Origin of the sequence: Streptomyces specialis, from assembly GCF_001493375.1 — a bacterium.
GTDB lineage: Bacteria > Actinomycetota > Actinomycetes > Streptomycetales > Streptomycetaceae > Streptomyces > Streptomyces specialis.
In genome coordinates, this window is record NZ_LN929838.1 from 257641 (window position 1) to 270135 (window position 12495).

Sequence of the window (12495 nt, forward strand, 5' to 3'; positions counted from 1 at the left end):
CACCTGCGACTTCTGCGGACTCGGAGGGCACACGGCCGGGACGCGACCGCGCCCGGTTCCGTCACCCTAGCCACAGTCGGTCGCGCCCGCGCGACGTCCGGCGTCCGGCTGTCCGCTCGCGCCGGGGTCCGGCCGGGCCCATCGACCGCGGTGATACCCGCCATGCACGACGGTAGGGGTCCCGACCGTTCCCGGCGGAGTTCCCGGCTCGTTACAGTGCGTTCGTGACCACGGACGCCCCGGCGGGACCAGGCCCGGCCGCGCGCGCGGAGCGGATCCGGACGGGCCGCGGGTTCCGGAAGGGCGGGCTCCGCCATGGACGGAAGTGGGCGTGAATGGACCGCGAGCAACTGCGCCGGCTCGACCTCAATCTCCTGCTGTCCTTCGACGCGCTGATCACCGAGCGGAGCGTCACCAGGGCGGCCGAGCGCATGTCCGTGGGGCAGCCGGCCATGAGCGCCTCCCTCTCCCGGCTGCGCAGGTTCTTCGACGATCCGCTGCTGGTCCGGGAAGGCGGCGGCCTCGTCCCGACCACCCGGGCCCTCCGGCTCGCCGGGCCGATCAAGGAGGCGCTGGACACCGTCGAGTCGACCATGCGCTCCATCCGCGCCTTCGACCCCAGGACCGACGACCGCACGTTCACCCTCATGGCGAGCGACTACGTCCTGCTGCTCCTGCTCGGCGGCCTGCTGGCCGAACTGGAAGAGGAGGCACCCGGCCTGCGCTTCACGGTCCGGCCGATCACCGCGGGCTTCCCCGAGCAGTTCCACCGTTCCCAGTTCGACCTCCTGCTCTATCCCGAGGAACTCGCCCCCGCGGGGTTCACGGCCCGGTCGAAGAGGCTGTTCACCGACCGCCTGGTGTGCGCCGTCGACCGCGACCACCCGGACGTCGGGGACCACATGACCGAAGAACAGTTCCGCGCCCTGCCGTACGTGTCCTACGACGGGATGTCCCTGACGACGATCAGTGAGGTGCGGTTCCGCGAGCTGGGCATCGACCGCCCGGCCGAGATCCGCACCCAGAGCTTCGTCGTCCAGCCGCTCATGCTGCCCGGATCACGGCTCATGGCCCTGGTCCACGAGCGGCTCGGCCGCTACTTCGCCGACCGGGCCGGCATCCGCCTGCTCGACCCGCCGTTCCCGCTCAGGCCGATGAGCGAGGCGATGTTCTGGTCTCCGAGCGCGGACGCCGACCCCGGTCACCGGTGGCTGCGGGAGCGGATCCTGCGCGCCGCCGAGGCGATGTGAGCGCGTTCCCGGGACATCGACGCCGTTGATGTCCGCCATCGACAGTCGTCGCTAACGGGTGACGCGTCGATGCCGTTACCGTCCTACCAGCCGAAAGGGACCGCGAGGGAAACAGGAGACGACCCGCTCCTTTTCTCCGCGTGCCCGGCGAGCACCGCGTGCACGCACCCGTTCTTTCTGCCGATTCATGGACAGCGAATCGAAGTGGGGCCCCATGACACAGACAACGAAGTCGCCGCTCACCCATGTCCGCCATGTGGCGCTCGCCGTTCCCGATTTCCGGGAAACGGTCGAGTTCTACCGGTCCGCCTGGGGCCTCGAAGTGGTGGAGAAGGACGCGGGCGTCGTCTTCTTCGGCACCCCCGCGCACCCCGAGCAGTACATCGTGCGGGTGCGCGAGGACGGCGACAAGCGCGTCGACCTGATCGCCTTCGCCGCGCAGGACGCCGCCGCCGTCGACGCCCTGGCCCAGCGGCTGGGCGCGGCGGGCGTGCGCCTGGTGACCGAGCCGGACCGCCTGGACACGCCCGGCGGCGGCTACGGCTTCCGGTTCTTCGACCCGGACGGCCGTCTCATCGAGGTCTCCAGCGATGTCGCGCAGCGGCGGGCCCGCGCGCTCGAACCGACCGAGTCGATTCCGCAGAAGCTCAGCCACGTCGTGATCAATTCACCCGAGGTCCGGGCCACCAAACGCTTCTACGAACAGCACCTGGGATTCCGCCTGTCCGACTGGCTGGAGGACAAGATGTGCTTCCTGCGCGTCCGGGAGGACCACCACATTCTCGCCATCGGCCAGGGCCCGCACACCTCGCTCAACCATGTGTCCTTCGAAATGCGCGGAATCGACGAATTCATGCGCGGAACCGGCCGGATGATCCGCCAGGGAAAACCGCCCGTGTGGGGTCCCGGCCGGCACGGCGCCGGCGACAACACGTTCTCCTACTTCACCGATCCGGTGGGCAACGTCGTGGAATACACCACCGAACTCCAGCGCATCGAGGACGAGGACTGGCAGCCGCGCACCTTCTCCACGGCCCCCGAGGAGGCGGACCAGTGGGGCACCGCGGGCCCCTTCGAGGCGATGGTCCCGGCGATGCTCAACACCCCCGACCAGGGTCTGTGGACCCCGTCCCCGATCTAGCCCGAGCCGGAAACGGAGTACCGAGATGACAAGAGCTCTGATCGTCGGCGGCGGCATCGGCGGACTGGCCACGGCCCTGCTGCTCTCCCGCCAGGGCGTCGAGGTCGATCTGGTCGAGCGCCAGGACCGGGTCGAGGCCCTCGGCAGCGGCATCACCCTGATCGGCGCGGCGCTGCGCGCCCTCGACCGGCTCGGGGTGTACGAGGAGTGCGTCGCCAACGGCTTCGGCGTCACCGACTTCGAGACGTACGCGGCCGACGGCACCCTGGACAGCCGCTTCCCCCTGCCCTCCCCGGTGGGCTGCGACCAGCCCGGCCTGCTGGGCATGATGCGCCCCGTCCTGCACCGCGTCCTGCTGAACCGGGCGGCGGCGGAAGGCACCACGGTGCGCACCGCGACCGCCCCGGTCCGTTTCGAGCAGGACGCGGACCGGGTGACCGTCGGCTTCACCACCGGCGAGACCGGCGCCTACGACCTGGTGGTCGGCGCGGACGGGTTCCGGTCCACCGTCCGTGACATGGTCTTCGGCCCCGTGAAGCCCGATTTCCTGGGGCAGGGCATCCTGCGCGTGGTGCTGCCACGACCGGCCGAGGTGACGGCCGAGGTCCAGTTCCACACCGTCGGGGACGTCTTCATCGGGTTCACGCCGACCGCGGCCGACAGCATGTACATGTACATCACGTTCCCGGTCGAGAAGGGCTACCGCCCGGGCCGCGCGGAGCTGGTGGAGCTGGCCCGGGGGCGCGTCGCGCCCTTCGGCGGCATCGCCGCGCGCATCCGCGACGACATCAAGGCTCCGGAGCAGATCAACTACACCACCTTCGAGACCTTGCTGGTCCCGGCCCCCTGGCACCGCGGCCGGGTCGTCCTCATGGGGGACGCCGCCCACTGCCCGACCCCGCACCTGGGCGCCGGCGCGGCCATGTGCCTGGAGGACGCGATCGTGCTCGGCGAGTCCCTGGCCGCCACCCCCGTGCTCGGCGAGGCCCTGAGCGCCTACGGCGAACGCCGCCACCCGCGCTGCGCGTTCGTCGTCGACACCGGCAACCTCCTCAGCCACTGGCAGACCCACCCCGGCACGCCCGGCGCCGACCACCAGCGGGTGATCGCCGAGGCGTTCGAGAAGCTCGCCGGCCCGTTCTGACGGCTCGCCGGCCCGTTCCGATGGAAGGCACCACGATGGGGGCACCCCAGGACGACGACACGTCCCTGCTGCACCACTACATAGACATCTGCTCCAACTGGAACCGCTGGGGCGCCGACGACCAGATCGGCGCGCTCAACCTGGTCGGCCCCGACCAGGTCCGCCACGCCGCGCGGCTCGTGCGGCAGGGCAGGAGCATCTCGCTCACCCTCCCCTACGACCAGCGCGGCCCCCAGCCCGGCGGGTTCCGCGACAACCCCCGGCTCTACCTGACCGCGACCGGCACCGACCACACCACGGGCGCCCAGGACCCGCTGCCGGGCGGCTTCGGCCCCGCCAAGGGCCTGGGATTCTCCGACGACGTGCTGGTGATGCCCACCCAGTGCGGCACCCAGTGGGACGCGCTCTCCCACATCTTCTGGAACGGCAGGATGTGGAACGGCCGCTCCGCCGACCAGGTCACCACCCGGGGCGCCGAGACGAACGGGATCGAGAACTACACCGGCCGCGTCGTGATGCGCGGCATCCTGATCGACGTCCCCGCCCACCGCGGCAAGGACTCCCTGCCGCCCGGCGAGGCCATCACCCCCGACGACGTCGAGGACTTCCTCACCGCCCACGGCCTCACCGCGCGGCCGGGCGACGCCCTGCTCGTACGGACCGGCTTCATGGCCGTCCGCCGGGACCGGTGGGGCGACTACGCCGGGGGCCCCGCGCCCGGCCTGTCGCTCCACATGGCCCCCTGGCTGCGCCGGAACGACATCGCGGCCGTGGCCACCGACACCTGGGGAGTGGAGGTCCGCCCCAACGAGATCTCCTACTTCCAGCCCCTGCACATCGTCTCCCTGGTCCACGGCGGCATCGCCTTCGGGGAGATGTTCGACCTGGACGCGCTGGCCGCGGACTGCGCCGAGGACGGCGTGTACGAGTTCATGTTCGTCGCCTCACCGCTGCCGCTGACCGGCGCCTCCGGCGCGCCCGTCAGCGCCCTGGCGATCAAGTAGCGCCCCGGCGCTCACCGAGCAACGAAAGGGCAGGCCCCCACCATGTTCGAACCGTTCCCCGACCGGTACGTGTGGAACCTCTCCGTCGGACTCGCCCTCGCCGTCGGCGGCCAGATCGGCGAGGTCGACCGCGCCTGCCGCCCCCTCCTCGGCCTGCCGGCCGACGGCGGCGAGGAGGAGACCACCGGGGCGTTCTTCCGCTCCTGGTGCGCCGTGGCGGACACCCTCGTCGCCCTCGCCCAGGAGGACGAGAAGCACCACCGCCGGCGCAGCGCGGGACACAAGTACCACCGGGCGGCCGTGTACTACCAGACCGCCGAACGGATGCAGGCCCGCTCCTTCGAGCCCCGCGAGGCCGCCTACCGCAAGGCGCTGGACTGCTTCGCCCGCTACCTCGACCTCACCGCCCAGCCCGCCGAGCGCGTCGAGATCCCCTACGGCGACACCGCCCTGCCGGGCATCCTGGTCCGCCCCGACACCCCCGGGCCGGTGCCCTGCGTGCTGTTCTTCAACGGCCTGGACAGCACCAAGGAGCAGATCTACGGCACCGGAACGGCGGAGGAACTGCGCCGCCGCGGCATCGCCACCCTCATCGTCGACACGCCGGGCGCCGGAGAGGCGCTGCGCCTGCGCGGCCTGACGGCCACCCCGGACACCGAACGGTGGGCGGCGGCCTGCGTCGACTACCTCACCGCCCGGCCGGACACCGACGAGACGATGGTGGGCATGCTCGCGTGGTCCCTCGGCGGCTACTACGGCCCCAGGGCCACCGCCTTCGAGCCCCGCATCCGCTTCGGCGTCGCCTGGGGGTCGAACTACGACTGGGGCGAGGTGCAGGCACAGCGGCTCAGGAACGAGGGCGACCGGCCGGTGCCGCACTACTGGGAGCACGTCCAGTGGGTGTGGGGCTGCGCGAACCTGGACGAGTTCCTCGACCTCGCCCCCGCCATCACGCTGCGCGGCGTCGCCGACCGGATCGCCGTCCCGTTCCTCGTCGTGCACGGGGAGAACGACCGGCAGATCCCGGTCCGCTACGCCCACGCCCTCTACGACGACCTGGTGAACAGTCCCAAGCGCGAGCTGAGGATCTTCACCGAACGCGAGGGCGGCGTCGAGCACTGCAGCATCGACAACATCACCGTCGTCCGCGACCACATCTGCGACTGGATCGCGGAGACGGTGGCGGAACTCACCGGCGCCGGGGAATGAACGCCCGGCGGCGCCCGGTCCGCCCACCGGATCCCCCCACCACGAAAGGAACGTCCATGCGCGACGCGGTCATCGTCGATGCCGTCCGCACGCCCATCGGGAAACGCGGCGGAGCCCTGTCCGGCCTGCACCCCGTGGACCTGTCCGCCCAGGTCCTGCGGGCCCTGGCCGAGCGCACGGAGATCGACCCCGTGCTGGTCGACGACGTCATCTGGGGCTGCGTCTCCCAGATCGGCGAGCAGACCGCCAACATCGGCCGCTACGCGGTCCTGGCCGCCGGATGGCCCGAGGCGGTTCCCGGCGTCACCGTGGACCGCCAGTGCGGATCCTCCCAGCAGGCCGTGCACTTCGCGGCGGCCGGCGTGATCTCCGGGCAGTACGACGTGGCCGTCGCCGGCGGTGTGGAGACCATGAGCCGCGTCCCCATGGGCTCCCCCTTCGCCGGCGGCGAGTTCGGCCGCCCCTACGGCTCCGCGCTCGCCCGCTACGGCGTGGACGACTTCCACCAGGGCCTGGGCGCGCAGATGATCGCCGACGACTACCGCATCACCCGCCAGGACATGGACCGTCACGCGCTCCACTCGCACACCAAGGCGGCGGCGGCCCTCGACTCCGGGCGTTTCGAGGAACAGATCGTGCCCGTCGTCCTCCCCGACGGCAGCCTCTTCCCCATGGACGAAGGCGTCCGCCGCACCAGCACCCTTGAGGCCCTCGGCGCGCTCAGGCCCGCCTTCGCGGCGGACGGCTCCATCACCGCCGGCAACGCCTCCCAGATCTCCGACGGCGCCGCCGCGGTCCTCGTCACCACCGGCGAGTTCGCCCGCTCGCAGGGGTGGCGGCCGATGGCCAGGATCCACACCGCGGTCCTCGCCGGATGCGACCCGGTGAGCATGCTCACGGGCCCCATCCCCGCCACCGCCAAGGCCCTGGGCCGCGCCCGGCTCCGCGTCGGCGACATCGGCGCCTTCGAGGTCAACGAGGCTTTCGCCGCGGTGACCCTGGCCTGGCTGAAGGAGACCGGCGCCCCGGAGGAACGGCTCAACCCGAACGGCGGGGCCATGGCCCTGGGGCACCCGCTGGGCGCTTCCGGAGCCCGCCTCATGACCACGCTGGTCCATCACATGCGCGACCACGGCATCCGGTTCGGGCTCCAGACCATGTGCGAAGGCGGCGGCACGGCCAACGCCACGATCCTCGAACTGCTCTGACACGAGCGTCGCTCAGGCGGCCGGCACCGGACACCCGACACCCGTCGCAGCAGGACCACGACCCACCACCCGCCCATGACGCGCGGACGCGTCTGAACCGGAGGCCCGCACTCCCATGAGCAGCGAAGAGCAGCCCACCCTCCTGTGGACACCCGACCCGGCCGACGCCGCCGCGTGCCGGCTCACCGCCTTCCAGGAGTTCGCCGCCCGGCGCCACGGAGCGCCCGGAAGCACGGGACCGCGGCCCGAGGCCGCCTACGCCCGGCTCCACCGCTGGTCCGTCGACCACCTCGACGACTTCTGGCGGGCCGTCACCGACTGGTTCGGCGTACGCTTCGCCACCCCGCCCACCGCCGTCCTCGCGGACGCGTCGATGCCCGGCGCGCGCTGGTTCCCCGGCGCGACCCTCAACTACGCCGAGCACGCGCTGCGCCACGGCGAGGACCCGCACCACGCCGACGCCCCCGCGATCCTCCACGTGGACGAGACCGGCCCCGAGCCCCGCGTCATCACCTGGTCCGAACTCCGCGGCCAGGTCGGCGCGCTCGCCGCCGAACTGCGCCGCCTCGGCGTCGGCCCGGGCGACCGGGTGGCCGCCTACCTGCCCAACGTCCCCCAGGCGGCCGTCGCGCTGCTGGCGACCTCGGCGGTCGGCGCGATCTGGACGAGCTGCTCACCGGACTTCGGCGCGCGCGGCGTGCTCGACCGCTTCCAGCAGATCGAGCCCGCCGTCCTGTTCGCCGTGGACGGCTGCCGCTTCGGCGGCAAGGAACGCGACCGGACCGGCGTCGTCGCCGACCTGCGCGCGAACCTGCCGTCGGTCCGCCACACGGTGCACATCCCGCTGCTCGGCACCCCGGCGCCCGACGGCGCGCTGGAGTGGGGGACCCTCACGGCGTCGCCCGCCGAGCCGGTCTTCGAGCGGGTGCCGTTCGACCACCCGCTGTGGGTGCTGTACTCGTCGGGCACCACCGGCCTGCCCAAGGCGATCGTCCACAGTCACGGCGGCATCACCGTGGAGCATCTCAAGCAGGCCGGACTCCACCTCGACCTCGGGCCCGGGGACCGGTTCTTCTGGTACACGTCCACCGGCTGGATGATGTGGAACTTCCTGCTGGCCGGCCTGCTGGTGGGCGCGAGCGTCGTCACCTACGACGGCGGCCCCGCCCATCCGGAGCCCGACGCCCAGTGGCGCGTCGCCGCCGGCACCGGCACCACCGTCTTCGGCACCTCCGCCGCCTACGTCATGGCCTGCCGCAAGGCCGGCGTCCGCCCGGGCCGCGACCTGGACCTGCGCCGGCTGCGGACGATCGGCGTCACCGGCTCCCCGCTGCCGCCCGACGGGTTCCGGTGGATCCACGACGAGATCGGCGCCCGGGTCCGGCTCGCCTCCATGAGCGGCGGCACCGACCTGTGCAGCGCCTTCGTCGGAGGGGCCCCGACGCTGCCGGTCCACCTGGGCGAGATCCCGGGCCCGAGCCTGGGCGCCGCCGTCGAGGCGTGGGACCCGTTCGGCGAGCCGCTGGTGGACGAGGTCGGCGAACTGGTCGTCACCAAGCCGATCCCGTCCATGCCGACCGGCTTCTGGAACGACCCCGACGGCCACCGCCACCACGACAGCTACTTCGCCATGTTCCCCGGCGTCTGGCGCCACGGGGACTGGATCACCCTCACCTCGCGCGGCACCGTCGTCATCCACGGCCGCTCCGACTCCACCCTCAACCGCAACGGCGTCCGGATGGGCTCCTCCGACATCTACGAGGTCGTGGAACGCCTGCCGCAGATCACCGAATCCCTCGTCATCGGCCTCGAAGAGCCGGACGGCGGCTACTGGATGCCGCTCTTCGTCGTCCTCGCCGACGGCGCCGCCCTGGACGACGACCTCCGCGCCGCCATCGCGTCCGCCCTGCGCGGCGAACTGTCACCGCGCCACGTCCCGGACGAGATCATCGCGGTGCCGTCCCTGCCGCACACGCTGACCGGCAAGCGGATCGAGGTGCCGGTCAAGCGCATCCTCAGCGGCATCCCCCTGGAGCGGGCGGTCAACCCGGGCTCCGTCGACGACCCCGCCGCGCTGCGCGCGTTCGAGCGGTACCGCCGCGCGGGCGCGGCGCGGGGCCCGCGCACCGGGCCGCGGCGGGCCGCGGCGCACGGCACCCGCGACGTCCAGGACGACCGGCCGCCCGCCCGGTAGCCGGTGGCGCGCCGTCCCGTCCGGTGGTCAGGGACGGAGGGTCCGGCCCCGCGCCGTTCCCTCCACGGCCTCCACGTACGCGCGGGCCACCTCGGAGACGGGCGTGCCGGCCGCCGCGTCGGCGCCCATGGCCTCCAGGGTCTCCTTGACCCAGCCGGGGCTGACGAGATTGACGCGCAGGCCCCGCGGCAGCTCGCTCGCCGCGTTGCGGACGAACCCTTCCAGGCCGCTGTTGATGAGGGCCCCGAGCGATCCTCCGGCCAGCGGAGCGGCGAAGGTCCCGCCGGTCAGCGTGACGGAGCCGCCGTCCCGGAGGTGGCGTACGGCCTGCTGGACCAGCGCGACCTGTCCCAGGAGCTTGCCGCGGACTCCGGCCGCGATCTCCGCGTACGCGGCCGACCCCAGGTCCACCAGCGGGCCGCCGGCGGCGCAGCAGACCACCGCGTCGAGGCCGGTGACCTCGGTGAAGAGCGTCTCCAGCGTGGCCGGGTCGTCGAGGTCCACCGTCACCGGCCCCCTCCGTGAGGCCCGGACGATCCGGTGGGACGCCTCTTCGAGCGCGGCGGCCACGGCGCCGCCGATCGTTCCTGTCGCTCCGACGACGAGTACCTTCATGGCGCCGATCATGTCAGCGGTGGCACAGCGCCCGCGCGTGCGGTCACGCCGCCGGGGGCGCGGGGCTACGATGCGGCCTGCTGACCGTATCCGCGCGCGGGCGGGGGGACTTGGACCGTGGAAGACCGCATACTCGCCGACCGTTACCGGCTGGTGCGCCCGCTCGGGCAGGGCGGGATGGGGGCTCTTATTCACCCCTGACCTTGACCACGAAAGTGGGAGCGCGGTGCCCCCCGCTCACCCGCGAGTCTGCGGCGGCAGCTTCTGATTAGTATACGGGGGCGGGATGGGGGAGGTGTGGGAGGCGCGTGACGAGGGTCTGCGGCGGCCGGTCGCGGTCAAGGTGATCTCGGTGCTGGCGGGCGGCGGCAGCCGGGCCGACGAGGCGCGGGCCCGTTTCCTGCGGGAGGCGCGGATCACCGCCGCCCTCCAGCACCCGAACATCGTGACCGTGCACGACCTCGGCGAGGCCGCCACCGACGAGGGCACCACGCCGTTCCTGGTGATGGAACTGCTCCGGGGCCAGGGGCTCGACGCCGTCGTCCGGCGCGGGCCCGTCGGCGGCGCGGACGCCGTCCGGTGGGGCGCGCAGGTCTGCGACGCCCTCGCCGAGGCGCACGCCGCCGGCATCCTGCACCGCGACATCAAGCCCGCGAACGTGTTCCTCACGGCGACGGGCCACGTCAAGGTCCTCGACTTCGGGATCGCCCGCGCCGCCGACCCCTCGGCCACCGGGGACCGGCTGACCCACACCGGGTTCGTGGTGGGCACGGCCGCGTACATGGCGCCCGAGCAGGCGCGCGGCCACCCGGAGCAGCGCAGCGACCTGTACGCGCTGGGCTGCGTCCTGTTCGAACTGCTCACCGGGCGACCGCCGTTCACCGCCCCGGACACCATCGGGTACCTCACGGCCCACCTGCACGACCCTCCCCCGGCACCGAGCGGTGTCGTGCCCGGCGTCCCGGCCGCGTGGGACCGCCTGGTCCTCCGGCTGCTGGCCAAGGACCCCAGCCTGCGGCACGACTCGGCCACCGCGCTCGCCGACGAGCTGCGCCACCTCGGCGGCCCGGCCCCTGCCGCACCCGCGGCGCGACGCTACACCCCGACCGTGGCGGCCCCGGCGTCCGACGACCTCTCGCGGGCGCCGACCGCCGACGCGCCCGCCGGGCCGGCCCGGCGGGCGGGCCTCGGGCGACGCCAACTGCTGCTGGGCGGCGCGGGCGTCGCCGCGCTGGCGGTGGCCGGCGGCTCGGCGGCGCTGTATCTGACCGGTGACCCCGGGAAGGGCCCGGTCGCCTGGTCGCGGACCATCGGCGACGTCGACCTGCTGAACACCAACGGTCCCGACATCGTCCTGGCCGACGGGCGCTGCCATGTGGCCGCGGGCGCCGGCTCCGCCGTGCTCCACGCCGTCGACCTGGCCAGTGGCGAGCCCTTGTGGCAGGCCGCTCTCGACGCGCCCTGGGCCGGGGGGACGCGCCTCGCGGTGGCCGACGGCATCGTGCTCGCCGCGGCGCGGAACCCCGACGGGGTCAGCGACATGCTGTACGGCTTCGACGCCGCCGGCGGCGAGCGCCTGTGGCGGCGGCCGATCGAGGACGGCACCACCGGACTGGACGTGTACCGGCCCGGTGGCCCGCTCATCACGAGCGAGGAGCGGCATGTGCTCGGCATCGACCCGCGCACGGGCAGCAGCCTGTGGGGGATCGACGTGTCCCCGTACGACGGGTTCGTGCCGGCCGGTGATCTGGTGCTGCTCCCCGAGGGGCGGGCGGTGCTCGGTGAGACGGGCGAGGAGCGGTGGGTCCGCTCCGACCTGTTCCCGAAGGCCGACCGGGCGCACGTTCTCGACGAGGGCTTCCTGTGCTTCGAGGCGGGCGAGACGGCCGCCGTCGATCTGGTGCTCCGCGAGGCCGGCGCGGGCGACGTGCTGTGGCGCAGTCCGTTCCGGCAGGACGAACCGGAGCCCTCCGCCGGGGCGCTCCCGCCCGTCGAGTCGCTGGTGTCGGGCAGCACCGTCTTCATGCCGCTGCCCGCCGGGGACCGCGACCGGCCCACCGCCCTGGACGCGCGCACCGGCGAGCGGAAGTGGACCTTCGGCGGCGCCTACCCCCCGGACGGCCAGGACGGCCCGGTGACGAGCGTGCCGGGCGGCTTCCTGCTGCCCACCCGGGACGGAACGGTGTGCCTGGCCGCCGACGACGGCACGGAACGCTGGCGCGACGACGCGAAGAACACGCAGATGGTGCGGACCACCGGCGCGTACGCCCTGCTCTACCGGACCGCGGACGAGCGGCTGTTCCAGCGCTGGACCACCCTGCGGATCCTGGGCGCGGAGAACGGACGCCGCGTCTGGACGGGCCAGTTCGACAGCGACTCGGTCAGCGACGCCGCGGCCGGCGACGACCTGATCGTCGTCCTCGACAACGGCGGAACGCTCTGGGCCCTCCCCGGGTGACCGCTCCGGCGAGCGGGACCGGCACCCGCGCCGTCGCGTGAGGCGGCCGGGGCGCCCGGCCCAACTCCGCTGCGGGGGCCGCGCTTTGTCATCCGTCCCAAGGTGATCGCGTCCGATTCGGCCAGATGACCAAACGGCGGCGGACCGCCGCGCTGACAGCATGTGGGGCGCGTGACACAGCGGGACGCGCGGTGGCCCCGGACACGGCTCCGGCCGCCGCGTGGCCCCTCGCCCCGGGCCGGGCCGCCGTCGCCGGGGCCGCCCGCGACCGA

At 73.3% G+C, this 12495-nt stretch carries 9 protein-coding genes; 8 read left to right on the forward strand and 1 reads right to left on the reverse strand.

The features are described 5' to 3' along the window. Positions 1–335 precede the first annotated feature (335 nt). The 7 genes from BN2279_RS09035 to BN2279_RS09065 all read left to right on the forward strand — a co-directional run bounded on the left by BN2279_RS09035 (position 336) and on the right by BN2279_RS09065 (position 9150). Positions 336–1250 (forward strand): LysR family transcriptional regulator, encoded by a 915-nt coding sequence (locus BN2279_RS09035; protein WP_059008188.1) that lies wholly within the window; start codon positions 336–338, stop codon positions 1248–1250. Positions 1251–1464: 214 nt separating this feature from the next. Continuing rightward, positions 1465–2391 carry a VOC family protein gene (locus BN2279_RS09040; protein WP_059008189.1) on the forward strand — a complete coding sequence of 309 codons (927 nt, stop codon included), beginning with the start codon at positions 1465–1467 and terminating at the stop codon, positions 2389–2391. Positions 2392–2416: 25 nt separating this feature from the next. Then, positions 2417–3535 (forward strand): FAD-dependent monooxygenase, encoded by a 1119-nt coding sequence (locus tag BN2279_RS09045; RefSeq protein WP_059008190.1) that lies wholly within the window; start codon positions 2417–2419, stop codon positions 3533–3535. A gap of 35 nt (positions 3536–3570) precedes the next feature. Next, positions 3571–4539, forward strand: coding sequence for a cyclase family protein (locus tag BN2279_RS09050; RefSeq protein WP_059008191.1), 969 nt, complete (start codon positions 3571–3573; stop codon positions 4537–4539). 42 nt (positions 4540–4581) lie between these two features. Continuing rightward, positions 4582–5748, forward strand: coding sequence for an alpha/beta hydrolase family protein (locus BN2279_RS09055; RefSeq protein WP_059008192.1), 1167 nt, complete (start codon positions 4582–4584; stop codon positions 5746–5748). A gap of 56 nt (positions 5749–5804) precedes the next feature. After that, positions 5805–6956 carry a thiolase family protein gene (locus tag BN2279_RS09060; protein ID WP_059008193.1) on the forward strand — a complete coding sequence of 384 codons (1152 nt, stop codon included), beginning with the start codon at positions 5805–5807 and terminating at the stop codon, positions 6954–6956. A 115-nt stretch (positions 6957–7071) separates the two neighbouring features. After that, positions 7072–9150 (forward strand): acetoacetate--CoA ligase, encoded by a 2079-nt coding sequence (locus BN2279_RS09065; RefSeq protein WP_079032002.1) that lies wholly within the window; start codon positions 7072–7074, stop codon positions 9148–9150. Positions 9151–9177: 27 nt separating this feature from the next. On the opposite strand, the gene BN2279_RS09070 is transcribed toward BN2279_RS09065, so the two are convergent. Next, on the reverse strand, positions 9178–9765 hold the full coding sequence (locus tag BN2279_RS09070) for a short chain dehydrogenase (protein WP_059008270.1): 588 nt from the start codon (positions 9763–9765) through the stop codon (positions 9178–9180). A gap of 286 nt (positions 9766–10051) precedes the next feature. Between BN2279_RS09070 and BN2279_RS29260 the strand changes: the two genes are divergently transcribed. Further along, the gene (locus BN2279_RS29260) at positions 10052–12223 is read left to right on the forward strand and encodes a protein kinase domain-containing protein (protein ID WP_159037163.1); all 2172 of its coding nucleotides are present in this window, start codon (positions 10052–10054) and stop codon (positions 12221–12223) included. The last annotated feature ends 272 nt before the right edge of the window (positions 12224–12495 follow it).

Bases quoted from the DNA above. Each gene is read 5' to 3' on its own strand.
- BN2279_RS09035 (WP_059008188.1), top strand. From the start codon at position 336: ATGGACCGCGAGCAACTGCGCCGGCTCGACCTCAATCTCCTGCTGTCC.
- BN2279_RS09040 (WP_059008189.1), top strand. From the start codon at position 1,465: ATGACACAGACAACGAAGTCGCCGCTCACCCATGTCCGCCATGTGGCG.
- BN2279_RS09045 (WP_059008190.1), top strand. From the start codon at position 2,417: ATGACAAGAGCTCTGATCGTCGGCGGCGGCATCGGCGGACTGGCCACG.
- BN2279_RS09050 (WP_059008191.1), top strand. From the start codon at position 3,571: ATGGGGGCACCCCAGGACGACGACACGTCCCTGCTGCACCACTACATA.
- BN2279_RS09055 (WP_059008192.1), top strand. From the start codon at position 4,582: ATGTTCGAACCGTTCCCCGACCGGTACGTGTGGAACCTCTCCGTCGGA.
- BN2279_RS09060 (WP_059008193.1), top strand. From the start codon at position 5,805: ATGCGCGACGCGGTCATCGTCGATGCCGTCCGCACGCCCATCGGGAAA.
- BN2279_RS09065 (WP_079032002.1), top strand. From the start codon at position 7,072: ATGAGCAGCGAAGAGCAGCCCACCCTCCTGTGGACACCCGACCCGGCC.
- BN2279_RS09070 (WP_059008270.1), bottom strand. From the start codon at position 9,765: ATGAAGGTACTCGTCGTCGGAGCGACAGGAACGATCGGCGGCGCCGTG.
- BN2279_RS29260 (WP_159037163.1), top strand. From the start codon at position 10,052: ATGGGGGAGGTGTGGGAGGCGCGTGACGAGGGTCTGCGGCGGCCGGTC.